The following is a 25,113-nucleotide window of genomic DNA, read 5'->3' as shown; positions in this document are numbered from 1 at the left end:
TCATGAGCCGTATGTGTACAAAAGGCGGGTCGGAACTTTGACGTTCTGCACAGCTCGCGAAGCCGGTCGGACGGCTATGGGGACCCGTGGGACGAACGGGGACGGCGGGGCGGCGGGGCGGCGAAACGGCGGGGCGGCGAAACGGCGGGACGGCGGGGCGAGGAGGAGGCGCGAGAGGGAGCGGTCGGAAAAGTCGACGCCGGCCCGGACCCGCGGGAGGCTGGGAACGCCCCCTCTTGGCAGACCCACCCGCCGGAGGCACGTTGTCCATGACAGCGCCCGCCCGAGAGGAGCCGTCCACCATGACCGAGAAGATCCTCATCGTCACCGGCGACGCGGCGGAATCCCTGGAAGTCCTCTACCCCTACCAACGCCTCCGCGAGGAGGGCTACGAGGTCCACATCGCCGCGCCCGCCCGCAAGAAGCTCCGGTTCGTCGTCCACGACTTCGAACCCGGCTTCGACACCTACACCGAGAAACCCGGATACACCTGGCCCGCCGACCTCGCCTTCTCCGAGGTCGACCCCGGTGCGTACGCCGCCGTCGTCATCCCCGGCGGCCGCGCGCCGGAGTACCTGCGCAACGACCCCGAGCTCCGCAAGATCCTCAAGTCGTTCTTCGACGCCGACAAACCCGTCGCCCAGATCTGCCACGGTCCCCTGCTCACCGCGGCCGCCGACGCCCTCCGCGGCCGGCGCGTCACCGCCTATCCGGCGCTGGAGATCGACATGCAGTCGGCCGGGGCGACCTTCCAGGACGCCGAGGCGGTGGTCGACGGCGCCCTCGTGTCCGCGCGTGCCTGGCCCGACCACCCGGCCTGGATGCGCGAGTTCCTGACGGTACTGCGCGCGAAGGCCCCGGCGACCTGAGCCGAACCGGGCCGAACCGACCTGGGCCGAACCGACGTGGGTGGTCCGGCCGCCCTGCTGCCGGCCGCCGCGGCCGCCACCGGTCCCCGCCGCCAGGCCCGACCGGCGGCTCAGGCCGGACGGACCCCGCAGTCGTGTCCAGCCGGCCCGGCCAAAGCCGCCTCGACGTGTGTCACGCGGCCGCGGCCAGACGGCCCGCGAGCTCCACGGCCTCGCCCAGCGTGTCCACCACCGGCACCCCGACGCCCTCCAGGCTGGCCCGGCTGTGCGACCCGCCGGTGTACAGCACGGCCCGCGCCCCGACGTGCAACGCGGCCACCGCGTCGTCGGCGGCGTCCCCGATCACGACGGTGCGCGCCGGCTCGACCCCGGTGAGCTCCCGCAGGTGCCGCACCATGTGCTCGGCCTTGCTGCCCCCGGAGGGCCCGGTCCGCCCGTCCACCCGGACGAAGTGCGACTCGATCCCGAAGCCGCGCACCAGCGGGACGAGTTCATCGTGCCCGTACATGCTCAGCAAGGACTGGCTGTGCCCCGCCGAGCGCCACCCCGCGAGCAGTTCGACCGCGCCCTCGGTCAGCCTGCACCGCACCCGGTGCTCGGCGTAGTACCGGTGGAAGACCCCGTCCATGACCTCCCACTCGGCGTCGGTGGGCAGCCTTCCCAGCAGCCGCTCGTAGAACTTCGGCACCGGCACGCAGTACAGCGCCCGGTACTGCTCCAGCGGGATCGGTGCCAGGCCCAGCTCGACGAACGCCGCGTTCGTGGCCCCGACGATCGCGTCGTTGTCGTGGAACAGCGTCCCGTTCCAGTCCCAGACGATGTGCGCCGCTTCGTGCTTCCCCATACCTGCAAACGTACCCGCCACCACCGACAGTCAAGTGAGCGGCCGCGCAGGCGGCGTTCTCAGTCGCCCGAGCCCAGCAGGTTCGGGATCTCCTGCGGGGCGAACCACAGCAGTTCGTGGTCCTCGGCCCCGTCCACGACGAACTGCGCGTCGTCGTCCCCGCCGTCCGCCGCCGCGAGGGCCTGCGCCGCCGCGGTGACGTCCCCCTCCGCGTCCCCTGCGTCGACGTGCACCGCGGCCGCCTTGGCCAGCCGCACGACGCCCGTCACCCGCACCTCGCCCAGCGCCGCCGGATCGAGCCCCCGGTCGGGGTCCACGGCGGCCGCGCGGTCGGGGACGTCCACCGCGACCACGACGCGGCGCCGCGGGACGCCCGGGTCCGCCGCCAGCAGCCGCAGGGAGGCGAGGGCGGCCCTGCTGAGCGCCGCGTACTCCAGCTCCTCGATGTCGTCGGAGAGGTACCACTCGCGCAGCGCGGGCGTGACGGCGTACGCGACGGTCGGCTCGGCCCCCAGCTCACCCGTCTTGTGCGCCTCGGCGAGACCGGGGAGGGTCAGGGGGACGTAGACGCGCATGGCGGGCCGCTCATTTCGTGGTCGGTGGATCGGACTCGGCGCCTCCGAGGGGACGGCTGCGCGCCTCCCCGGGGGCCTTCAGGATACGTGCGGGCGTCCCCTTTCGGGCCCCCGCCCACCCCCGCGCGGACGTCGACCCGACACCCCGGAACTCACCCGGGCCGACCCCGAGAAACCGGCCTCCGGACACCCCGGACCGCCCCTGATAGGTGAACTTCGCGAGCCCTCGACACGGGCGCACCGTCCGCTTGCCGTCACGGACCGGGACCCCGTACAAGATCCACAACGGCAGGTTACCGCCCGGTAGAGCCGGGCCCACCGAACGGGGACCCCCATGGACAAAGTCATGACGAGGACGCAGCACCACCCCGGCTCCCGCCCGCCCGGCGCCCGCCCCGCAGGCGCCCGCCCGCCCGGCCGTCGTGACACCCGCCGCCCCGCAGGCACACCCCCGCRCACCCCCGGCGGCGGCTCCCCGCGGACGGCTCCCGCCGACGGCCGCCCGCCCGGTCCGCCCGGCGCCGGACCCTCCACCCGTCCCGCCGACCGCCGACCGCCGAACCCCCAGGCCCAAGGCCGCCCGCTCTCCCAGCCCCGCCCCACCGACCTCTTCGCCGACCGGCTCCTCGCGGTCCTGAGCGGCCGACGCCCCGTTCACTACATGCTGCGGCACACCCTCGGCGCCGCCTACGACGACCTGGCACACCTCGCCGAACGCGGCCCCCTGCGCACCGCCCACGGCACGCAACCCGTCGTCCGCGACATCGGCTACTACGTCCCCCGCCCCGGCGCCATCGAGGCCTTCGCCCGGATCGGCGCCGGCGACCGCCTGCGCGCCATGGCCTTCCGCCTGGAACTCGGCAGGGACCGCCGCTGGCGCTGCACCGCCGTCGAACTCGACGGCCACCGCCGGACCCCCGCCCAGGACGACTGAACGCCCCGGACGACACCCCGGACGACCGAACGGACCCACACACGAGGGGGCCGGGCCACCCCAGGTGACCCGGCCCCTCGAGCCGCTGCGCGACCCCTCACACACCACCCGGCCAGAACGCTCCGGGCAGGCGCTCCACGACTACTTCTTGCGACGCCGCCCGGCCTTCGCCTGCTTGCGACGCTCCGCGCGCGTGAGACCGTCGGCCTCCGAACGCACCGGCTCCTCGTCGTCCTCGAAGTCGCCCTCGATCGTGCCGCCCTCGCCGTCCACCGTCGGCGCCGAGAAGTGCAGCTGACGACGCTGCGGAGCGTCCAGCCCCTTCGCACGGATCTCCGGACGCGAACCCGCCTGCGCCGGCACCACGTCCTGCTTGTCCATGTCGACCGGCTCGGCGTCCAGCACCGGGACCTCCTCGACCTGCTGCTCGACCTGGACCTCCAGGTTGAACAGATAGCCGACGGACTCCTCCTTGATGCCGTCCATCATCGCGGAGAACATGTCGAAGCCCTCACGCTGGTACTCCACCAACGGGTCCTTCTGCGCCATCGCACGCAGACCGATGCCCTCCTGGAGGTAGTCCATCTCGTACAGGTGCTCGCGCCACTTGCGGTCCAGCACCGACAGCACGACCCGGCGCTCCAGCTCACGCATGATCTCCGAGCCGAGCTGCGACTCCCGCGACTCGTACTGCTCGCGGATGTCGTCCTTGATGGACTCGGAGATGAACTCGGCCGTCAGCCCCGCCCGGTCTCCGGCCGCCTCCTCCAGCTCCTCCACGGTGACCTTCACCGGGTAGAGCTGCTTGAAAGCGCCCCACAGCCGGTCCAGGTCCCAGTCCTCGGGGAAGCCCTCGGCGGTCTCCGCGCCGACATACGCGTCGATCGTGTCGTCCATGAAGTGGTGGATCTGCTCCTGCAGGTCCTCACCCTCCAGGACCCGACGGCGCTCGCCGTAGATGACCTCACGCTGCCGGTTGAGAACCTCGTCGTACTTCAGAACGTTCTTACGCGTCTCGAAGTTCTGCTGCTCCACCTGGGACTGCGCCGACGCGATCGCCCGCGTGACCATCTTGTTCTCGATCGGCACGTCGTCCGGCACGTTCGCCATCGACATCACACGCTCGACCATCTGCGCCTTGAACAACCGCATCAGGTCGTCACCCAGCGACAGATAGAACCGGGACTCCCCCGGGTCGCCCTGACGGCCCGAACGACCGCGCAGCTGGTTGTCGATACGACGCGACTCGTGCCGCTCGGTGCCCAGGACGTAGAGACCGCCGAGCTCCTTGACCTCTTCGAACTCGGCCTTGACCGCCTGCTCGGCCTTCTCCAGAGCGGCGGGCAGAGCCTGCGCCCACTCCTCAATGTGCTCCTCGGGGTCCAGACCCCGCTGACGCAGCTCCGCCTCGGCGAGGTCGTCCGGGTTGCCGCCGAGCTTGATGTCCGTACCACGACCGGCCATGTTGGTGGCGACCGTCACGGCGCCCTTGCGGCCCGCCTGAGCGACGATCGACGCCTCACGCTCGTGGTGCTTGGCGTTCAGCACCTCGTGCTGGATGCCCCGCTTGGACAGCTGCTGCGACAGGTACTCGGACTTCTCGACCGACGTCGTGCCGACGAGGATCGGCTGACCCTTCTCGTGCTTCTCGGCGATGTCGTCGACGACCGCCTCGAACTTCGCGACCTCGGTCCGGTAGATCAGGTCCGACTGGTCCTTGCGGACCATCGGCCGGTTCGTCGGGATCGGCACCACGCCGAGCTTGTAGATCTGGTGGAACTCCGCGGCCTCGGTCATGGCCGTACCGGTCATGCCGCAGAGGCCGGGCTGCTCCTTGCCGTCGTGGTTGTGCCGCTTGTAGAGGCGGAAGAAGTTCTGCAGGGTGATCGTGGCGAGCGTCTGGTTCTCGTCCTTGATGTCCACCCCTTCCTTCGCCTCGATCGCCTGGTGCATGCCCTCGTTGTAACGGCGGCCGGCGAGGATGCGCCCGGTGTGCTCGTCGACGATCATGACTTCGCCGTCCATGACGACGTAGTCCTTGTCCTTCTTGAAGAGCTCCTTCGCCTTGATGGCGTTGTTCAGGTAGCCCACCAGAGGGGTGTTCACCGACTCGTAGAGGTTGTCGATGCCCAGCCAGTCCTCGACCTTGCTGACACCCACCTCGTGAATGGCGACCGTGCGCTTCTTCTCGTCGACCTCGTAGTCGCCGGTCTCCTCGATGCCCTTGAGCGGGTTGCCGGCCTCACCCTTCTTCAGCCGCGTCACCAGCTTGGCGAAGTCGCCGTACCACTTCGTGGCCTGGTCGGCCGGACCCGAGATGATCAGCGGCGTACGCGCCTCGTCGACCAGGATCGAGTCCACCTCGTCGACGATGGCGAAGTTGTGACCGCGCTGCACCAGCTCGTCCTGCGCCCACGCCATGTTGTCGCGCAGGTAGTCGAAACCGAACTCGTTGTTGGTGCCGTACGTGATGTCGCACGCGTACTGCTCACGCCGCTGGGCCGGCGTCATGTTGGCCAGGATGCAGCCGACTTCCAGCCCCAGGAACTTGTGAACGCGGCCCATCATCTCGGAGTCGCGCTCGGCCAGGTAGTCGTTCACCGTGATCAGGTGAACGCCCTTGCCGGACAGCGCGTTCAGATACGCGGGCAACGTGCCGACGAGGGTCTTGCCCTCGCCGGTCTTCATCTCGGCCACATAGCCGAGGTGCAGCGCCGCGCCACCCATGATCTGCACGTCGTAGTGACGCTGACCGAGGACGCGCTTGGCGGCCTCACGCACGGTGGCGAACGCCTCGGGCAGCAGGTCGTCCAGGGTCTCGCCATCGGCGTACCGCTGCTTGTACTCCTCGGTGAGGGCCCGCAGCTCGGCGTCGGAGAGGTCGACGAAGTCCTCTTCGATGGAGTTGACCTGGTCCGCGATGCGGTGCAGCTTGCGCAGGATCTTGCCTTCGCCTGCACGCATGATCTTCGAGAGGACGGACACGGGGGTTGGTCTCCTTGCCGGTCGGGCCTGGGCCGGTCGGTTTCCTTTGACTTACTGAGCAACGGCCATCGTATGCGAGGACCCCACCACGCCGGGAGGCCTGCCGGGACGAGGACCGCACACTGCTGCGCACTGCTCCTGAAATCTTCTTCACAGGGGACAACGGCCGGACGCCGCCGATGGTGCCGCCTCCACCGGACGAATTGCGCGAATCGTGATCACACGCTCACCCACCGCAAAACATTGGCGTCCGACACGGCCCCGGAGCAGAATCGGCCGATGGAGCCCGCCCCCCGCACCCTCACCAGCGCCCGCCTGGTCCTGCGCCCCCTCGACCCACGGGACACCGACGCCGTGTACACCGCCGCCCAGGACCCCGACGTCCAGCGCTGGACCACGATCCCCTCCCCCTACCTGCGCGAGCACGCCCGCAGCTTCATCGAACTGCTCGCCCCCGAGGGCTGGGCCACCGGCTCCATGTTCACCTTCGGCGTCTTCCTCCCCGACGGCCCCCTCACCGGCGTCCTCAGCCTCACCATGCGCGCCCCCGGCACCGCCGAGGTCGGCTTCTGGGCGACCAAGGAGCACCGAGGCCACGGCTACACCACCGAGGCCACCCTCACCGCCTCCCGCTGGGCCTTCACCGACCTCGGCGTCGACCGCGTCGAATGGCGGGCCGAGGTCGGCAACGAAGCCTCCCGCGCCGTCGCGGAGAACGCCGGCTTCACCCCCGAAGGCACCCTGCGCTCCGCCATCGACAACAAGGGCGTACGACGCGACTGCTGGCTGGCCGCCCTGCTCCCCTCCGACCTCGGACTGCCGTCCACCGCTCCGTATCTCCCCGCATCCCCGCCCGCCGCCCCGTCCCGAAGCTGACGCCCCCGGCCCACCCCGCACTGTCAGACCCACCCCCTATCGTGCGAGCCATGACGACCCCGCGCCCCGCCACCGAGCTCTCCGCAGACGAAGCCCGCCGCATCGCCCTACGGGCACAGGGCTTCCTCGGCACGCCCGACCGCAAGGCCGGCGTCCGCGGCGTCCTCCGCCACCTCGGCGCGGTCCAACTCGACACCATCTCGGTCCTGGCCCGCTCCCACGAGCTGATCCCCTACGCCCGCCTGGGCGCCGTCGGCCGCAAGAACGTCGAGGACGCCTACTGGCAGGACACGCACGCCTTCGAGTACTGGTCCCACGCCGCCTGCATCCTCCCCATCGAGGAATGGCCCCACTTCGCCTTCCGCCGCCGCGCCTACCGCAACCGCCCGCACTGGAACCACGACCTCCCGGAAGGCACGTACGACCAGGTCGTCAAACAGCTCCGCGCCGAAGGCCCGCTCACCGCCACCGACTTGGGCGGAGCGAAGAAGACCAGCGAGTGGTGGGACTGGTCCGGCACCAAGGTCGCCGTGGAACGCGCCCTGATGTACGGCGAGGTGGTCTGCGTCGAACGCCGCGGCTGGAAGCGCGTCTACGACCTCGCCGAACGAGCCGTCCCCGCCGCTCTGCTGCACGACGAGCTCGACGACGCCGAGTGCCTGCGCCGCCTCGTCCGCCTGGCCGGCCGGTCCCTCGGCGTGGGCACGCGCGCGGACATCGCCGACTACCACCGGCTCAAGGGCGAACAGGTCGACGCGGTGATCGCCGACTCGGGCCTGGTGCCGGTCACCGTCGAAGGCTGGGGCAAGCCCGCCTGGGCCGACCCCGCGGCCCTGGACACACCCCCGCGCGGCCGCCACCGCACGACACTCCTGTCCCCCTTCGACTCCCTCGTCTGGGAACGCGCACGCACCGAGCGGATCTTCGGCTTCACCCACCGCCTGGAGGCCTACGTCCCCAAACCCAAGCGGGTCTACGGCTACTTCGCGATGCCCGTCCTGGCCGGCGGCAGGCTCGTCGGCCGCGTGGACCCGGCGCGCGAGGGACACACCCTGGTCGCCAAGCAGGTCACCCTGGACGGCCCCAAGGCGGTCCCGGCGGTGGCACAGGCCCTGCTCGAAGCGGCGACCTGGGTGGACTGCACGGACGTACGCGTGGAACGCGTGGACGCCCCGGAGCTGCGCGAGCCGCTCAGCCGGGAACTCGCCCGCGCACTCGCCTGACCGACCGGACTCCCCCTCGGGCCAGTCCGTCCGGAAGGCCCGGGGGCCACCGAGCGCCGCCCCCACCACGCCCCCGGACCGCTCGGACCGCGAAGACGGCTCGGACCGGAGTCAGCGGATCTCGAGGATCTTCTCCCGCATCGCGTACACCACCGCCTCCATCCTGGAGTGCAGCTGCAACTTCTCCAGGATGTTGCGGACATGGTTCTTCACGGTGTTCTCGGAGATGAACAACTCCTTGGCGATGTCACGGTTGTTCATCCCCGTCGCCACCAGCTTCAGCACCTCCAGCTCCCGGTCCGTCAGCCGCGGCGCGGGTACGAGCCTGCGCTCGTCCGTCCGCTGGATCATCGACTTGAACTCGGTGAGCAGCTTCGACGCCATGGAGGGGCTGATCTGCGACTGTCCGTCGGCGACCGCGCGGATCGCCGTGGCGACCTCGTCCGTGGAGATCTCCTTGAGGAGATAACCGGTCGCACCCGCCTTGATCGCCTCGTAGAGGTCGGCCTCCTCGTCGCTGATCGTCAGCATGATGATCTTCGCGCTTGGGGCCACCTCCTTGATGGAGGTGCAGGCCTCGATACCGCCGCGCTTGGGCATCCGGACGTCCATCAGCACGATGTCGGGCAGCAGATCGGCCGCCTTGTCCACCGCCTCGGCGCCGTCACCCGCCTCACCGACGACCTGGATGTCCTCCTCGGCCGCGAGCACGATCTCCAGTCCCCGGCGGAACAGAGCATGGTCGTCCACGACAAGAACCCTGATCGGCTCCTTGCGTGAAGTGCCCCCGTCCGGGCCCATGCCGACGACGCCGTCGTCGGCATCGTCGTCCCGCATCGGTCCGAAGGTGTCCGCCATCGTTCCTCCCCCTGAAGGCTGTGGCCGTGGTCCTGAGCCATCGCCAACCCAAGGCAACGACCCACCGGTTGAGCCGCCCTGCCATGATTCCATGCCCGGACGACAACGCGGCGACAGAGCGAGGCCCCCGGGGGTCGCGCACGGGTGCCCCTGGGGGCGCACACGCGCTCCAGGGGCACACCGCTCAACTGTCACCGGGCAGGATCAGCCGCCCAGCGTGCCACCCGCCTCGGGTGCGTGCGCCTGGGCCACCATCGGGTCGGTGTCGAGGTAGATCACGCCGTAGTCGTAGGCGTGGCGCCGGTAGACGACGCTGGGCTGCTTCGTCTCGGAGTCGACGAACAGGTAGAAGTCGTGTCCGACCAGTTCCATCTCGTAGAGGGCCTGGTCGAGTGTCATCGGAGCGGCTACGTGGGTCTTCTCGCGCACCACGAGGGGGCCGTCGCCCTGCACCTCGAGGGAGCCGATCTTCTTCGTCGGCACGCTGTTCGCCTCGCCGGACGGGACGGGCTGCCCGTCGCCGTTGAGCGTCGCCACGCCCGGGACGTGGTCGGAAACCTCGGCCGCGGACAGCCTGCGGGAACCGCGGCGCGTGTATCGCTTGTCGTGCTGCTTGCGCAGCTGCGCGTCCAGCTTCTCCGAAGCCAGGTCGAGTGCCGCGTACGCGTCGCTGGCCGACGCCTCCGCCCGGATCACAGGGCCGCGGGAGTGGAGCGTGATCTCCACTCGGTCGCACCGGTCGGCTTGTCGGGGGTTGGGCTCCTTGGACACCTCGACGTCGAGGCTGATCACCTTGCCGTCGAGCTTCTGGATCTTCTCCAGGTTCAGCTTCTCGGCCACGTGCTTGCGGAACCGCTCGGGCACCTCGGTCTTGCGGCCCTTGACGACGATGTCCACGCAGAACTCCGTTCCCGGATCACTCCGCTTCGCAGGCGGAGCGTCTCCCTTTTGCACCAGGTCCCGGTGAGTACCGGAACCTCCGACTTGGTGACTTCCACCTCCTCCTCCCCCATGGGCGAGATCTACACCCCAGGTGCTGCAGGGGATTACGAAAACCCGCAGCACGGCATTCGGATTTGAGAGGTGTGGCCTGCGGCTTTCCCTCACAACCGAACATATCTCGCCCGGACGGATGTCGTCACCCTCTACTGCGGCGTACCTCCGTTCAGGTGAATTGACTCTCTCATTACCTGCAACGACGCAAGTTCTCCATCAGTTCCGGTTTATTTCGAATGAGTCCGGCGGTGCAGCGACAACGGCCGCGCACAGCACGACACCCGGACCGCCCGAACCCGACGCCCGCACCGGGGCGCCGCCTCCACCTTCCTCCCTCGCACCGGACGGCTTCACCTTTCTGCCTTCCCGAGTCACACCCGCGTACACGGCCCCGACGCCACCGCCACACATCCCACCCTCCGCCTCCCCGAGGTCCCTCACGCCCCCCGTACCCGCGCCGCCGCCGTCCATCCGCCCCACCTGCGCCACGCCGGCCGACGGGCCCGATCGATCCACCGAGACCCACCGGTCCACCGCAACCGAAGGGCCCACCGGGTCCCACTGGACTGCTGAGCCCCCCGGGGCCTCCGGGTCCTCCGGGTCCTCCGAGCCGGCTCGATCCGGCCGCCCCGGCCGTTCCCCGCCCGCCACCCACTGATCCCGAACCCCCCGCCCCGCAAGGCCCGTCGGGACATCCGCACCAGCCCGACCCGTCCCCGCCCCCGTCGGCACCGGCATCGGCATCGGCGCCCCCATCCCCGCCCCCGTCGCCGCCCGCACCGCACGAGCCGCCTCCGCCAGCGAAGCGCCCGTCGTCACCAGGTCGTCGACGAGCACCACCGGCGCACCGCACAACACCCGCACGCCCCCGGGCACGACGGCCAGCGCGCCCACCAGATTGTCCAGCCGCCCCCGGGAGTCAAGCCCCGCCTGATCGGCCACCGGCCGCCGCTGCCGCAGCACCGCGGCCACCCGCGCCGGCACGCCGCTCCGCCGCAACTCCCCGGCCGCAGCCAGCGCGATACGCCGCGCAGGATCATGACCCCGGGCCCGGACGGCGGCACGTGCGGAGGGGACGGGGACGAGGAGGACGCCGTTGGGGGGCCGGGGGCCCTCCTGGGGGCCCTCCCCCTCCCCCACCCCCTCCACCCCCTCCTCCGCCTCCCGCAGCCCCGCCCACACCGCACCCGCCAGTGCCGCTCCCAGGGGCCGCGCGAGCGCCAGCGCGCCCCGCTCCTTGTGGGCCAGCAGCACTGCCCGTACCTCGTCCGCGTAGTGGGCCGCCGCGTGCACGGCGGGCAGCCCGGGCGGTTCGAGCACGGGCCGCACCCGGAACGGCTCGGTCCCGCACAGCGCCGTACGGCACTGCGGGCAGAGCACCGTCCGTGCCCTTCCGCAGCCCCCGCACTCACCGGGCAGTACCAGGCCGGCGAGCTCCTGCCACCACCTGCGAACGCCTTCCACGCAGATCACTGTGCCAGCGGCGGGGGCGGCTCACCAGCCCTGTGGAAAACCGCCCGGGGCGGGCTGTGGACAACGTGGGTCCGGGGGTCGGAAGGCGTCGGGAAGGCGGTCGCAGCCGATCGGGCGGACAATTGAGGCACGTGCAAAACGCAAAGGGCGCGAGGGCTTCGCCGCTCACGGAACCGGACCGCCGAGGAGGCGAGGCCCGCTCGGAGCCTCACTTCACGCCGCATGCTCGCAGTAACTACTGACCCGTAACCGAAGAGAACCACGGCCCGTCGTACGCGCAAGGAACTACGCCCGGTCCCGGAGAAATCTCCCCGACCGGCCGGGAAAGAGAGTTCACCCCGGGTAGAACGCGACCGAGGCGGTCTCCTTCAGCGTGCGCCACCCGCTCCCTCCGGGCAGCCACAGCAGCCCGTCCTTGGAGGTCGCGAACAGCGGGAGGCTGCTGTCCTCGGACGCGGCGATGCTCCTGACCTCCGTGAGGCCCGGGAGCGTGCCCGCCTCGGGGAACGAGCCGTCGCACTGGACGTACTGGACCTGCTCCACGCCGCCGGCCTCGCGACCGACCACCACGAGCCGGCTGTCCCCGGCCCACGACATGGCCGTGACCTTCTCCAACTCCGGTGTCGCGGAACGGAGTTCCTGAACCGACATGGCGGGTCGCGTTCCGTCTCCGACGCCTCGTTCGATCCGCCCGATGAGCAGGGACTGCTTGCCGCCCTTGTCCACGACGAGCGCGATGCGCACCCCGTCCGCCGCCACGCGCACGGCGTTGATCCGGCCGTCCAGGCCCGGGGTGAGCACCTTCAGAGGCTCGCCGCCGCCCTTCTCCAGCAGGACCAGCCGCGGGTCTGCGGGGTCGCGGTCGGCGACCCACAGGTCGCCGCGGGCGTCCCAACTGGGTGTGGTGAGCCGGTCGGTCTCCGTCTTGCCCTTGCTCACCAGGACGGGGTTGCCGAGGGAGTTGCCGGACAGGGTGGAGGCGACGTAGAGGCTCCGGCCGTCGAGGGCGACGCCGGCCGCGCTGTGCTCGTCGTGGGCCACGGCCACCGAGCGCAGCGCCTTGGCGCCGTCGCCGAACGCTCCGGGCACGGGGTCGGCCTTGGTGTCGCCGCTGCCGCTGGCCATCCGTACGAGACGGTGCTGGCCGTCGATGAAGTAGAGGTAGCCGGGGCTGTTCTGCGAGCCGCGCGCGGCGACGGTGGCGGCGCGTTCCTCGTTCAGGGAGCACAGCTGGGTTCCGCCCGCGCGCAGCGCGACCTCGTCGACGGTGGGGGTCAGGCTCTGCAGGGAGAACAGCAGCTGGGCCGCCATCTCTTCGCACTTGCCCTGTCCGATGTGGGCCGCCTTGTCGTTCAGCGGCACGGTGATCTTGTTCTGGTCGTCGGGCGTCAGCGAGCCGACGCCCTTGGGCAGGGCGGCGCCGGTGGGGAAGCTGGATCTGACGACGGGGCGGAGCCAGCTGGTGGGGCCGGTGAGCACGGAGCGCACCATCTGCGTCATGGGGTCGACCCGCTCGCGCACGTAGACGGGGTCGGCGACGGCCGTGGGCTGCCCGGAGGCGTCCGTCTTGGTGTTGGAGGCGAAGTAGTACTTGTTGACGGCGACGTAGTTGCGCTGGAAGTCGGACTTGCCCATGACGACGCCTGTGGGGAGCGTGTCGATGCGCCACTGGCCGGTCTTCTTGTCGCGGGTGAGGTGCACCGGCTGCCCGTAGCCGCCCGAGGCGGGCGCGTACGACTGCTGGGCGTCCACGGTGGCGACGCGGGTGCCGGTCAGGACGAACGAGAAGCCGTCGCCGCCCTCCCTGGTTCCGGCGGGGCCGGTCTCGGTGGCAGGTCCGTCCGCGAGGACGGTGGTGGACCGTTCGGGCTCCCAGGTGCGGGCCGCCCGGTCGGTCAGGTACTGCCGGGCCGTGGAGTAGCCGGGGTCGTCGCTGGTGAGCGCCTCCAGGAAGCCCTGGACGATCTCGGCGGGCGGTGCGTCGTCCCGGGGCGGCATCGCGAACACCCGTACCTGGGTGTCCTGGCGCGGGGTGGACTCGACGTTGCGCAGATCACCGCTGTCGGGCATCGAGGCGCATCCTGCGAGCAGGACGACACCGCAGGCGGCGTACGCCATCGCGTGCCCCGGCGTGCGGCCGGTCCTGGTTCTCCCCCCGCGCTGCTCAGCGCCCACGAAATGCCTCCCCTTGCTCGTCCACGCCCTCCGCGCCGGCATGCGACCGGTCCCGGTTCCCCCTGGACGCCGTGTGTGCGACGCCGTCCGCGGGGCCCGGGTCGCCTGGAGCGCCGGTGCCCGCGGTGTCCGCCCGGTCCGGGCTCCGGCTCTCTGCCGTCGTCCGGGGGGCGGGTTCGTCCTGTTGTCGTGCGACGCCCGGGCCCGGCGCGGGCCGGGACACCACGCGTGCGCCGTTGCCGGGCAGCGCCGTCGGGTCGGCCGTTGCCGACGTCGTGCCCGTGCGGGGCGTGAGCGGGGTGCGGGCGGCCGACGACTGTTCCGTGGCGGGCTGCATGGGGACGGTCGCGCTCTTCTGGCCACCGCCGCGTGGCACGCCGGCGTCGTCGAGCTCTCCCCTGTTGCGGCGGGAGTCCTTGGGTTCCAGCGGTATCGGCGAGCCGCGCAGCGGTTCGTCGGCGGTCCGGGGCAGGGTCAGCCGGAACTGCGAGCCGCCGCCGGGCTCGCCCCAGGCCTGCAGCCATCCGCCGTGCAGTCGCGCGTCCTCCAGGGCGATGGACAGGCCCAGGCCGGTGCCGCCGGTGGTCCGCGCGCGTGCCGGGTCGGCGCGCCAGAAGCGGCTGAAGACGCGGGTGGCCTCGCCGGGCTTGAGTCCGACGCCGTAGTCGCGCACGGCGATCGCGACGGCTCCGCCCGCGGCGGCGAGTTTGACGATGACGTCCTTGCCCTCGCCGTGTTCGACGGCGTTGACGACCAGGTTGCGCAGTACGCGCTCCACGCGCCGGGCGTCGGCCTCGGCGACGACGGGCTGCTGGTCGCCGAGGACGCGGACGGTGGTCCCCTTGCGTTCGGCGAGCGGCGCGGCTCCGCTGACGACGCGCCGGACGACCTCCCTGAGGTCGATGGGCTCGGCCTCCAGGGCTGCGGCGCCGGCGTCGAAGCGGCTGATCTCCAGCAGGTCGGCGAGGAGCGTCTCGAAGCGGTCGAGCTGGTCGGCGAGCAGTTCCGCGGACCGGGCGGTGACGGGGTCGAAGTCGACGCGGGCGTCGTGGATGACGTCGGCGGCCATGCGGACGGTGGTCAGGGGGGTGCGCAGTTCGTGCGAGACGTCGGACACGAACCTGCGCTGCATCCGTGACAGCTCCTCCAGTTGCTGGATCTTCAGCTGGAGGTTCTGCGCCATCTTGTTGAAGGCTTCGCCGAGGCGGGCGATGTCGTCCTCGCCGGTGACCTTCATCCGTTCCTGCAGGCGTCCGGCGGAGAGCCGCTCGGCGATTCCGGCGGCCATCCGCACGGGTGTGACGACCTGCCGCACGACGAGCCAGGCGATGGCCCCGAGGAGGACGACGACGAAGAGTCCGGCGGTCGCGAGGGTGCCCTTGACCAGGCTGAGCGACTTCTCCTCCTGCGTGAGCGGGAAGAGGTAGTACAGCTCGTAGGCCTCGCCGTTGGGGTCGTTGATCTGCTTGCCGATGACGAGTGCGGGCTGCGATTCCTTGTCGCTGAGGTACATGATGCGGGAGTAGCTCTGCACGGCGCCGGCGCCGCTGTTGACGCGCTCGCGCAGGTTCTCCGGGACGCTCTTGTTGGGGTCGACGAAGCCGGAGGCCCGCGGCCCGCGGCCGCCGCCGCTGTCGTCGACGGGGGGCAGGGTGACCACGTCGAAGGCGCCCTGTCCGCCGCTGGACAGCGACAGGACGAGCTCGCTCATCCATTCGGTGACGTTCTGCGAGCCGCGGCCGCCCGCCGGGGTGGTGCCGTCGGCGCCGGGGCGGGAGCCGACGGCTTCGTCGGCCTTCTGCTTGGCCACGGCGAAGCCGCCGGTGGCCTGGCTCTGGGATGCCCTGACCTTGGCGTCCAGCAGTCCGTTGCGGACCTGCCCGATGACCACGAAGCCGAGCAGCAGGACGACGCCCAGCGACATCAGCAGGGTCGTGGCGACGACCTTGAGCTGGATGTTGCGCCGCCACAGCCGCATGACGGGCAGCAGCGGTCTGCGCACCCAGCGCAGCAGCAGCCTCAGGACGGGGCTGTTGCGCATCCCGCCCCGCAGCAGTCCTCGTCCGAGGAGGCGGGCGGAGCGTGATCCCGGCGTGTCACGGCCGACAGGCCGCTCCGGACGGGCCCCGGACCGTCCGGGAGCCGAAGCGGCGCTGTCCCCGGTCATGTCAGCTGGGCCCTGCCTTGTATCCGACGCCACGGACGGTCACCACGATCTCCGGTCGCTCCGGGTCCTTCTCGACCTTGGAGCGCAGTCGCTGCACGTGCACGTTGACCAGGCGGGTGTCGGCGGCGTGGCGGTAGCCCCACACCTGCTCCAGGAGCACCTCGCGGGTGAACACCTGCCAGGGTTTGCGGGCGAGCGCGACCAGCAGGTCGAACTCCAGCGGGGTCAGTGCGATCGACTGTCCGTCGCGCTTCACGGAGTGACCCGCCACGTCGATCACGAGGTCGCCTATGGTGAGCTGTTCGGGCGCGGGCTCCTCCGACCTCCGCAGCCGGGCCCGGATGCGGGCGACCAGCTCCTTCGGCTTGAACGGCTTCACGATGTAGTCGTCGGCGCCGGACTCCAGCCCGACGACCACGTCGACGGTGTCGCTCTTGGCCGTGAGCATCACGATCGGCACTCCGGACTCCGCCCTGATCAGGCGGCACACCTCGATGCCGTCCCGTCCGGGCAGCATCAGGTCCAGCAGCACCAGGTCGGGCTTCGCCTCACGGAAAGCAGCCAGCGCCTTGTCGCCGTCGGCTACGAAAGACGGCTCAAAACCTTCACCACGCAACACGATGCCGAGCATCTCGGCCAGTGCGGTGTCGTCGTCGACGACAAGGACTCGTCCCTTCATAAACGACATCATCCCATTCTCGTAACAGTGACAGAGGCGCTGGTGAGCAGGGTCACTGGCCCGTGACGATAGTCGTACGCGGCCGTCACTGTCTGCCCCGGCCCTCCGACGCCGACGTCTGCGGCGGGTGTCAGCGGTGATCCCGGCCGGAAATCCCGGTGCGCGGGCGGTCGGCCGATGGGGGGATGCGCCGCATGAGCGACGGCTTGCACGACCGCGTCCTACGAGTATTACGCCACCGTCCCGCTCCTGGTTCGCCGAGGCCGAGGGCTTCGGTCCGCGGCGTCCGTGCGTGCGCAAGGAGCCGGGTGTGCCGTACCGCGGCGGGCCTGGGCATACCCGGCCCACCGGAGGGACGCGGCCCGCATCGACACCGACGGCTTCGCCCGGGTGCGCGCCCGGCAGCGTGAGCTCACCGTTCCGGAGGCTTTCGACCGGCCGGCAGAGCAGGCGCCGACTCCGCGCGCCCGTACCGAGACCGCCGGCCCGGGTGTGCTCGGGCGCCCGCCGACGGCTCTCGACGCCCCACCGGCTGCCGGCCTCGCTGGACGGTGTGACGCCGCGTGCGCTCACCGCGGACGATCCGGCGCCGTCGGCCGCCCTGCCCCTGCCTCACCTGCCCTCGTGCGGGACGGCCTGCCCGTCTCGGGCCGAGTGGCGGGCCGCCGGAGCCTGCCGTGGGCTGGCCGTGGACACGGCACCTGGGGCCGCAGTGCGCTGCGCGCCTGCGCGCCTGCGCGCCTGCGCGCCTGGCGCAAGACGCTCATCGCCCCTCCCGCCCCGGACGACGCCCTCCTGGCCACCGGCACCCTCCCGGCGGGCCCGGCGCCACGGAGATCGGCGGCATCGGCAACCGGGCCACGGCACGCCGCAAGCGGCTGGGGCTGCGTACGCAGCACCGTGAGGACGGCCCGCGCCGCCCACGCCCGGGCGCACGGCGTGGCCCCGGTCCTCCCGGCCGACGCCAGAGGGACCGCCGCCCGCCTCAGCGCCGGACCGGACTTCCGGCCCGCCGGCACGGCCCTCCTGATCGCCGGCCGACGCGCCCGCTCATGGCCGACCTCGCAATCCCTCCGCCCGTCGGCCGGCCGGCCGACAGGTGCCCCTCAGGGCCGCTCCCCGACCCGGTTCGCCCTGGCGCACATCTCGGCGAGCGCTTCCGCCGTCACGGGCGAGATCGCCCCCTCCTCCGTGACGATCGCCGTCACCAACTCGGGCGGTGTCACGTCGAACGCCGGGTTGTATGCCTGGGTGCCCAGCGGCGCCACCGGAACGCCTCCGCCCGCTCCCGTCACCGGCGCCTGGGGCGCGCTGACCTCCGTCACCTCGTAACCGGGCCGCTGCTCGACCTCGATCGACGCCCCGTCCGGCGTCTGCGGATCCACCGTCGTCAACGGCGCGACCACGATGAAGGGCACGTGGTGGTAGCGCGCGAGCACGGCGAGCGGATAGGTGCCCACCTTGTTCGCCACGGACCCGTCGGCCGCGATGCGATCCGCGCCCACCAGCACGGCGTCCACCTCTCCCGCCGCGAACAGCGATCCCGCCGCGTTGTCCGTGAGCAGCGTGTACCCCATGCCGTTGCGCGCGGCCTCGTACGCGGTCAGCCGCGCTCCCTGCAGCAGCGGACGGGTCTCGTCCACCCACAGCCGGCGAAGCCGCCCGACCCGGTGCGCCGCGAGGGCCACCGCGAACGCGGTGCCCTCCCCGCCCGACACCAGAGCTCCGGTGTTGCAGTGCGTGAGGACCCGATGCCCGCCGCCCGGCAGCAGCTCGTCGAGCAGCGCCAACCCGTGCTCGGCCATCCGGGCGCTCGCCTCGGCGTCCTCGCGGTGGAGCTGCCGTGCGGCCGCGAGCGCGGCCCGCGCGCCCTGCGCGGGATCGCCGCCCTCCGAGACCTCCGCCCGGTAGGCGGCCCGGGCCCGGTGCACGCCGACGGACAGGTTCACCGCGGTCGGCCGGGCCCCGGCCAGCGCGTCGGCGGCGTCGTCCACGTCGAAGCCGCGTACGGCGGCGAGCGCGACGCCGTACGCTCCCGCGATGCCGAGCAACGGCGCACCGCGCACCGCCAACGACCGGATCGCCTCCACCAGCGCGGACGCGTCGGTGCACACCAGCTCGACTTCCTCGGCCGGCAGTCTCGTCTGGTCGAGAAGAACCACCACGGGACCCTCGGGTGGCTCCTCCCATCGAATCGCGGGAATCTCGCTGGGCCGCTTGTCCTCGCCGGATTGCGCGTACTGATCAGCCATGCGATCAGTCTGCCCCCGATCCGGCGGACAATTGAAGGTGTGCAGCCCATACCGCGGCCGGTCCACCGATCGGCCCACCGTGGCACGATGGCTCCCAACCTGCCGCCGCGACCGCGGACGGGCACCGTGAAGGAGCGACGATGAACGACACTCCGGGTTGGGCCTCGCCCGGATCCGCCCCCTCCGACGGACAGGAGCCCGGCTCGTCCCGCCCTGCCGGGCCTGCCGACCGCCCCGCCGACCGCCCCGACGGCGCCCAGCCCGCGGACCAGCCGGACGCCGGCCCGCAGAACCCCGGCACGAAGTGGTCCGAAGAACAGCCGCCACCCGGCCAGTGGTCCGCGCCCGCAGGCCCCCGGAGCCCCGGCCAGGCCCCGCCGCCCCCACCGCCTCCGTCTCCCGGAGCGGGCTGGGGCGGCCCCCCGCCCGCCGGACCGGGCGGCGGACACCCCGGCGGCCCCTCAGGACCCGTAGGCCCGGGCCCGCAGGGCGGCTACGGCGGCTACGGCGGCTACGGCGGGCCCCACGGATATGGCCCTCCCACCGGTTGGGGAGGAGGCTGGGGCGGCCCCCCGCCGGCGGCGAAGCCCGGCGTGATCCCGCTGCGCCCCCTCGGCGTGGGCGAGATCCTCGACGGAGCGGTCGCCACCATGCGCACCTACTGGCGGACCGTCCTGGGCATCTCGCTGACCGTCGCGGTCATCACCGAGGTCCTCGTCGTCCTCCTGCAGGGCCTGATCCTGAACGGCTCCACCGACACCACCGCCCTCGGCGACCCCAGCGCCACCGTCGACGAGCAGCTCAACGCCATGGGCGACGCCATGCGCGCCACCGGGCCCATCCTCCTCATCACCCTCCTCGGCACCATCACCGCGACCGCCTTGCTGACGGCCGTCACCAGCCGGGCGGTGCTCGGCAAACCGGTCACCCTCAAGGAGGCGTGGCGCGACGCCCGCCCCCAGGTGCCCAAGCTGTTCGGGCTGATCTTCCTGGTGGTGCTCATCGCCGCCGCGACCGCCGCCGTGTGCCTGTTGCCGGGCATCCTGGTGAGCGCCCTCGGCGACGACGACGCGGGGGCCCCGCTGCAGGCCTTCGGCATCCTCGCCTCCTTCGGCCTCGTGCTGTGGCTGCTGATCCGCTTCTCCCTCGCCTCGCCCGCGCTGATGCTGGAGAAGCAGGGCGTCAAGAAGGCGCTCGGCCGCTCCGCGAAGCTCACCCGCGGCTCCTGGTGGCGCGTCTTCGGAATCCAGTTGCTCGCTCTGCTCATCGCCAACATCGTCTCGATGATCATCGTCGTGCCGTTCGCCCTCCTCGGCGCCGCGCTCAGCGACGGGGGCGTCAGCGGCATGACCCAGGCAGGCGCCGAGTACGGCTGGACCTACCTGATCGTCAGCGGTGTCGGCTCGGTCCTCGGCTCCATGATCACCTTCCCGATCGCGGCCGGCGTCATCGTGCTGCTCTACATCGACCAGCGCATCCGCCGCGAGGCCCTCGACCTCGACCTGGCCCGCGCCGCGGGCCTCCAGGGCTACGGATCCCCCGCCCCCGGTGCCACTACGGGGAGCTGATGCGGTGAGCCTCACGGGGGGAGCACTCATCGCGCAGCACCCGGGCAGCCTGCCCCCGCAGTCGCTGCCCGGCCTCGCCGACGGCGCGTCCTCGGCCCTGTCCCGGGCCGCCGAGAGGGCTCTGACCGCCCTGGTGCGGGCGGGCGACAGCGCGGTGCCCGCGCTGGCCCGCTCCGGCGACCGGCCCCCGGTCACCGTGCCCCGCGACCCCGCCCGGGAAGCGGCCCGCCGCGAGCTGTCCAGGGACCCGTACCACCAGAACGACCCGAGCCTCCTCCAGCGTGCCCTGGACACCCTGTGGGACTGGATCGGCGACCTGTTCGCCGGCGCGTCGGCCGCAACCCCCGGCGGCACACTCGGCCTGCTGGTCGTCGTCCTCACCGTCGGGGCCGTCGTCGCAGCCCTGTGGTGGCGCCTGGGAGCGCCCCGCCGCCGGCCCTCGTCCGCCGCCGCCCTGTTCGGTGACCGTCCCCGCAGCGCCGCCCAGCACCGTGCGGCCGCAGAGGCGCACGCCGCCCAGGGCCACTGGAACCAAGCCCTGCAGGAACGCATGCGCGCCGTCGTCCGCGCCTTGGAGGAACGGGCCCTCCTCGACATCCGCCCCGGCCGCACAGCCGACGAGGCCGCAGCCGAAGCCGGCCGCACCCTGCCCGCGCACACCGACCGACTGCGCACCGCCGCCCGCGACTTCGACGACGTCACATACGGCGGCCGCCGGGCGACCGAGCAGACGTACCGGCGCATGGCCGAGCTCGACCTCGACGTGGAACGCACCACGCCCCGGCCGGCGGAGAGCAGCCCCCGCGCCACGGCCCGTCCCGCCCGCCAGGGAACCGACGGATGACGACCGAGGCCCCGCCCCCGACCACCTCGGCGTCCCCCACCGCGCACCAGCTGTGGACCCGCGCGCGGGGACTCACCCTCGCCCTGGTCCTCCTCCTCGCGGGGGCCGTCACGCTCGCCGTGCTCCAGTCCGAGGCCCGCCACGGCGCCCTCGACCCACGCTCCGCCGACCCCTCCGGCAGCCGGGCCGTCGCCGAACTCCTCGCCGACCACGGGGTGTCCACCCGCGTGGTCACGTCCCTGGCGGAGGCCCGCACCGCGGCACGCTCCGACACCACCCTCCTGGTCGCCGCCCCCGATCTCCTGACGCAACCTCAGCAGAGGGAACTGCACTCGTCGATCGCGAACTCCGGCGGCCGCACCGTCCTCGTCGCCCCCGGCAGCCCCTCCGTGAACACCCTCGCCCCCGGCGTGAGCGCCGACCCCGCCAACAGCCGCGGCTCCGTGCTCTCCCCCGACTGCGCACTGCCCGCCGCCCGCGGCGCCGGCGCCGCGGAAACCGGCGGCATCCGCTACAGCACCCACCGCCCCGATGCCGACGAGTGCTACCCCAGCGAGCGCCTCGCCACACTGCTCCGCATCCCCGACGCCTCCGGCGACGGCGACACCGTCGTCCTCGGCGCGCCCGACATCCTCTACAACGAACGCCTCGACAAGCAGGGCAACGCCTCGCTCGCCCTCCAACTCCTCGGCTCCCGCGCCCATCTGGTCTGGTACCTCCCCTCGCTCTCCGACGCCTCAGCCACCACCCCGGACGACGAAAAAGGCTTCCTCGACCTGCTCCCGTCCGGCTGGCTCTGGGGCACACTGCAGCTCTTCATCGCGGCAGCCCTCGCCGCCCTCTGGCGAGCACGCCGACTCGGCCCGCTCGTGCCCGAAAACCTGCCCGTGGCGATCCGCGCCTCCGAAACCGTCGAAGGCCGCGCCCGCCTCTACCGCAAGGCGGCCGCCCGCGACCGCGCGGCCGCCGCTCTTCGCTCCACCACTCGCACCCGCCTCGCCCCCCTCCTGGGCGTCCCCGTCCCCCAGGCGCACGCACCCGAGGCACTCCTGCCCGCCCTGTCCGCCCACCTGCACGGCGACGAACAGGCCCTGCACTCCCTCCTCTTCGGCCCGCCACCCGGCGACGACACGGCCCTGACCGCACTCGCCGACCAACTCGACGCCCTCGAAAGAGAGGTACGCCGTCCATGATGGACCCGACCACTGACAACGCCGGGAGCACCGGGGACCCGGGCCGCGCCCGCGCCTCCCTGGAAGCCCTGCGCGCCGAGATCTCCAAGGCCGTGGTCGGTCAGGACCCCGCCGTGACAGGCCTCGTCGTCGCCCTCCTGTGCCGCGGACACGTTCTCCTCGAAGGCGTCCCCGGAGTGGCCAAAACGTTGCTCGTCCGCGCCCTCGCCTCCGCACTCGAACTCGACACCAAACGCGTCCAGTTCACCCCCGACCTCATGCCGAGCGACATCACCGGCTCCCTCGTCTACGACGCCCGCACCGCCGAGTTCTCCTTCCAGCCCGGCCCGGTCTTCACCAACCTGCTGCTCGCCGACGAGATCAACCGCACCCCTCCCAAGACCCAGTCGTCCCTCCTCGAAGCCATGGAGGAACGCCAGGTCACCGTGGACGGAACCCCCCGCCTCCTTCCCGACCCGTTCCTGGTCGCCGCGACCCAGAACCCCGTGGAGTACGAGGGCACCTACCCCCTCCCCGAAGCCCAGCTGGACCGCTTCCTCCTCAAACTCACCATCCCGCTCCCCTCCCGCCAGGAGGAGATCGACGTCCTCACCCGCCACGCCGGGGGCTTCGATCCACGCGACCTGCACGCCGCCGGCGTACGCCCCGTCGCGGGCCCCGCCGATCTCGAAGCCGCCCGCGCAGCGGTCGCCAAAACCACCGTCTCCCCCGAGATCACGGCCTACGTCGTCGACATCTGCCGCGCCACCCGCGAATCGCCCTCGCTCACCCTGGGCGTGTCCCCTCGCGGCGCGACCGCCCTCCTGGCCACCGCACGCGCCTGGGCGTGGCTCACCGGCCGCGACTACGTGATCCCGGACGACGTCAAAGCCCTCGCCCTCCCCACCCTCCGCCACCGCGTCCAGCTCCGAGCGGAGGCGGAGATGGAAGGGGTGACCGCGGACTCGGTCATCAACGCCGTCCTCGCCCACGTCCCCGTCCCGCGCTGATGGCGCTCACCGGACGCACCGCGCTCCTCGCGGCCCTCGGTTCGCTCCCCGTCGGCATCTGGGACCCCAGCTGGGCAGGCATCCTCGCCGTCAACGCACCCCTTGCCGTGGCCTGCGCCTGCGACTTCGCCCTGGCAGCCCCGGTCCGCCGGCTGGGCCTGGCCCGCTCGGGCGACACCACCGCCCGTCTCGGCGACCCGGCGGACATCACCCTCACCGTCACCAACCCCTCCCGCCGCCCCCTGCGCGCCCAGCTCCGCGACGCCTGGCCGCCCAGCAGCTGGCAACCGGGAACGGAATCAGAGGCTTCCCGCTACCGCCTGACGGTCCCACCCGGCGAACGCCGCCGCATCACCACCCGTCTACGCCCCACCCGCCGAGGCGATCACCGCTCCGACCGCATCACGATCCGCTCCTACGGCCCACTCGGCCTCTTCTCCCGCCAAGGCGCCCACAAAGTCCCGTGGACGGTGCGCGTCCTGCCCCCTTTCTCCAGCCGCAAGCACCTCCCGTCGAAACTGGCCCGTCTCCGCGAACTCGACGGCCGCACCAGCGTCCTGACCCGCGGCGAAGGCACGGAGTTCGACAGCCTCCGCGAATACGTCCCCGGCGACGACACCCGCTCCATCGACTGGCGAGCCACAGCACGCCACTCAACGGTCGCCGTCCGCACCTGGCGCCCTGAACGGGACCGGCACATCCTCCTGGTCCTCGACACCGGCCGCACCTCGGCAGGACGTGTCGACGACGCCCCCCGCCTCGACGCCTCCATGGACGCCGCGCTCCTCCTCGGCGCCCTGGCCTCCCGCGCCGGCGACCGGGTCGACCTCCTCGCCTACGACCGGCGCGTACGCGCCCTCGTCCAGGGCCGCACCGCACGCGACGTTCTCCCGTCCCTGGTCAACGCCATGGCGACCCTCGAACCCGAGCTGATCGAAACGAACGCACGCGGCCTCACCGCCACGGCTCTCCGCACGGCACCCCGCCGCTCCCTCATCGTCCTGATGACGACACTCGACGCCAGCCCTGTCGAAGAGGGCCTCCTTCCCGTCCTCCCTCAGCTCACCCGACGCCACACAGTGCTCGTGGCATCGGTCGCCGACCCACGCATCGCCCGCATGGCCGGTTCCCGAGGCAACGCCGACGCGGTCTACGAGGCCGCGGCTGCCGCCCAGGCCCAGGCCGAACGCCACCACACCGCCGAACAACTCCGTCGGCAGGGCGTCACCGTGGTCGACGCGACACCGGACGACCTCGCCCCCGCATTGGCAGACGCCTACCTCGCGCTGAAAGCAGCAGGACGCCTGTAAAACAAAACGGGCTCTCCAGCAGGAGAGCCCGAAAATCTCGTGGCGACAATGCCACATAACGCAGAAAACCCCCGCACCATAGGTGCGGGGGTTCCCCGTAAAATTTGTTCGGCGGTGTCCTACTCTCCCACAGGGTCCCCCCTGCAGTACCATCGGCGCTGTAAGGCTTAGCTTCCGGGTTCGGAATGTAACCGGGCGTTTCCCTCACGCTATGACCACCGAAACACTATGAAACTGTCAGCCGCACCACACCGTGACCATGGCATGGGGCTGTTCGTGGTTTCAGAACCAACACAGTGGACG

At 71.9% G+C, this 25,113-nt stretch carries 18 protein-coding genes, 1 rRNA gene and 1 pseudogene; 9 read left to right on the top strand and 11 right to left on the bottom strand.

Annotated elements, in window-relative coordinates:
* The first annotated feature begins 302 nt into the window (after positions 1–302).
* Positions 303–869: a DJ-1/PfpI family protein gene (locus BG482_RS34965; RefSeq protein WP_069773243.1), complete on the top strand. Its 567-nt coding sequence runs from the start codon at positions 303–305 to the stop codon at positions 867–869.
* Positions 870–1,041: 172 nt separating this feature from the next.
* Here the strand turns inward: BG482_RS34965 and BG482_RS34960 are convergent, their stop codons facing one another.
* Entirely contained in the window at positions 1,042–1,713 is a 672-nt protein-coding gene (locus BG482_RS34960; RefSeq protein ID WP_069773242.1) for an HAD family hydrolase, read from the bottom strand.
* A gap of 59 nt (positions 1,714–1,772) precedes the next feature.
* Positions 1,773–2,288: a hypothetical protein gene (locus tag BG482_RS34955; RefSeq protein WP_069773241.1), complete on the bottom strand. Its 516-nt coding sequence runs from the start codon at positions 2,286–2,288 to the stop codon at positions 1,773–1,775.
* Positions 2,289–2,622: 334 nt separating this feature from the next.
* On the opposite strand from BG482_RS34955, the gene BG482_RS34950 reads away from it, so the two are divergent.
* Complete coding sequence (locus BG482_RS34950; RefSeq protein WP_069773240.1) at positions 2,623–3,222, top strand: Rv3235 family protein; 600 nt, start codon at positions 2,623–2,625, stop codon at positions 3,220–3,222.
* A 141-nt stretch (positions 3,223–3,363) separates the two neighbouring features.
* On the opposite strand, the gene secA is transcribed toward BG482_RS34950, so the two are convergent.
* Positions 3,364–6,207 carry a preprotein translocase subunit SecA gene (gene secA / locus BG482_RS34945; RefSeq protein ID WP_069773239.1) on the bottom strand — a complete coding sequence of 948 codons (2,844 nt, stop codon included), beginning with the start codon at positions 6,205–6,207 and terminating at the stop codon, positions 3,364–3,366.
* 279 nt (positions 6,208–6,486) lie between these two features.
* On the opposite strand from secA, the gene BG482_RS34940 reads away from it, so the two are divergent.
* Positions 6,487–7,083, top strand: a complete 597-nt coding sequence (locus BG482_RS34940) for a GNAT family N-acetyltransferase (protein WP_069773238.1) — start codon at positions 6,487–6,489, stop codon at positions 7,081–7,083.
* A gap of 50 nt (positions 7,084–7,133) precedes the next feature.
* Positions 7,134–8,306: a winged helix-turn-helix domain-containing protein gene (locus BG482_RS34935; RefSeq protein WP_069773237.1), complete on the top strand. Its 1,173-nt coding sequence runs from the start codon at positions 7,134–7,136 to the stop codon at positions 8,304–8,306.
* Between the two features lie 111 nt (positions 8,307–8,417).
* Here BG482_RS34935 and BG482_RS34930 read toward each other — a convergent pair whose 3' ends face one another.
* The 7 genes and pseudogenes from BG482_RS34930 to mtnA all read right to left on the bottom strand — a co-directional run bounded on the left by BG482_RS34930 (position 8,418) and on the right by mtnA (position 18,906).
* Positions 8,418–9,164 (bottom strand): response regulator transcription factor, encoded by a 747-nt coding sequence (locus BG482_RS34930; RefSeq protein WP_069773236.1) that lies wholly within the window; start codon positions 9,162–9,164, stop codon positions 8,418–8,420.
* A 204-nt stretch (positions 9,165–9,368) separates the two neighbouring features.
* The gene (gene hpf / locus BG482_RS34925; protein ID WP_069773235.1) at positions 9,369–10,061 is read right to left on the bottom strand and encodes a ribosome hibernation-promoting factor, HPF/YfiA family; all 693 of its coding nucleotides are present in this window, start codon (positions 10,059–10,061) and stop codon (positions 9,369–9,371) included.
* Between the two features lie 867 nt (positions 10,062–10,928).
* A pseudogene (locus BG482_RS45555) lies at positions 10,929–11,624 on the bottom strand (ComF family protein); the annotation flags it as partial.
* A 342-nt stretch (positions 11,625–11,966) separates the two neighbouring features.
* On the bottom strand, positions 11,967–13,808 hold the full coding sequence (locus BG482_RS34915; protein ID WP_069773233.1) for an LpqB family beta-propeller domain-containing protein: 1,842 nt from the start codon (positions 13,806–13,808) through the stop codon (positions 11,967–11,969).
* A complete protein-coding gene (gene mtrB / locus BG482_RS34910) occupies positions 13,798–15,975 on the bottom strand; it encodes an MtrAB system histidine kinase MtrB (protein ID WP_079142525.1) in 2,178 nt (725 codons plus the stop codon). The genes BG482_RS34915 and mtrB overlap by 11 nt, the downstream gene beginning before the upstream one ends.
* Before the next feature lies 1 nt (position 15,976).
* Entirely contained in the window at positions 15,977–16,666 is a 690-nt protein-coding gene (gene mtrA, locus BG482_RS34905) for a two-component system response regulator MtrA (protein WP_005316841.1), read from the bottom strand.
* A gap of 1,094 nt (positions 16,667–17,760) precedes the next feature.
* On the bottom strand, positions 17,761–18,906 hold the full coding sequence (gene mtnA, locus BG482_RS34900) for an S-methyl-5-thioribose-1-phosphate isomerase (RefSeq protein ID WP_069773231.1): 1,146 nt from the start codon (positions 18,904–18,906) through the stop codon (positions 17,761–17,763).
* Between the two features lie 140 nt (positions 18,907–19,046).
* Between mtnA and BG482_RS34895 the strand changes: the two genes are divergently transcribed.
* The 5 genes from BG482_RS34895 to BG482_RS34875 all read left to right on the top strand — a co-directional run bounded on the left by BG482_RS34895 (position 19,047) and on the right by BG482_RS34875 (position 24,810).
* Positions 19,047–20,474, top strand: a complete 1,428-nt coding sequence (locus tag BG482_RS34895) for a glycerophosphoryl diester phosphodiesterase membrane domain-containing protein (RefSeq protein ID WP_069773230.1) — start codon at positions 19,047–19,049, stop codon at positions 20,472–20,474.
* A 121-nt stretch (positions 20,475–20,595) separates the two neighbouring features.
* On the top strand, positions 20,596–21,318 hold the full coding sequence (locus tag BG482_RS34890) for a DUF4129 domain-containing protein (protein ID WP_256096577.1): 723 nt from the start codon (positions 20,596–20,598) through the stop codon (positions 21,316–21,318).
* The gene (locus tag BG482_RS34885) at positions 21,315–22,511 is read left to right on the top strand and encodes a DUF4350 domain-containing protein (RefSeq protein WP_069773229.1); all 1,197 of its coding nucleotides are present in this window, start codon (positions 21,315–21,317) and stop codon (positions 22,509–22,511) included. Before BG482_RS34890 ends, BG482_RS34885 begins: the two co-directional genes overlap by 4 nt.
* The gene (locus tag BG482_RS34880; protein WP_107450857.1) at positions 22,511–23,500 is read left to right on the top strand and encodes a MoxR family ATPase; all 990 of its coding nucleotides are present in this window, start codon (positions 22,511–22,513) and stop codon (positions 23,498–23,500) included. Before BG482_RS34885 ends, BG482_RS34880 begins: the two co-directional genes overlap by 1 nt.
* Positions 23,500–24,810: a DUF58 domain-containing protein gene (locus tag BG482_RS34875; RefSeq protein ID WP_069773227.1), complete on the top strand. Its 1,311-nt coding sequence runs from the start codon at positions 23,500–23,502 to the stop codon at positions 24,808–24,810. The genes BG482_RS34880 and BG482_RS34875 overlap by 1 nt, the downstream gene beginning before the upstream one ends.
* Positions 24,811–24,916: 106 nt before the next feature.
* Here BG482_RS34875 and rrf read toward each other — a convergent pair.
* Positions 24,917–25,033: ribosomal RNA gene (rrf, locus tag BG482_RS34870) — 5S ribosomal RNA — on the bottom strand.
* Positions 25,034–25,113: the final 80 nt, after the last annotated feature.

The organism is Streptomyces sp. LUP30 (genome assembly GCF_001746365.1).
Taxonomy (GTDB): domain Bacteria; phylum Actinomycetota; class Actinomycetes; order Streptomycetales; family Streptomycetaceae; genus Streptomyces.
This window is presented reverse-complemented; position numbering and strand designations above follow the sequence as displayed.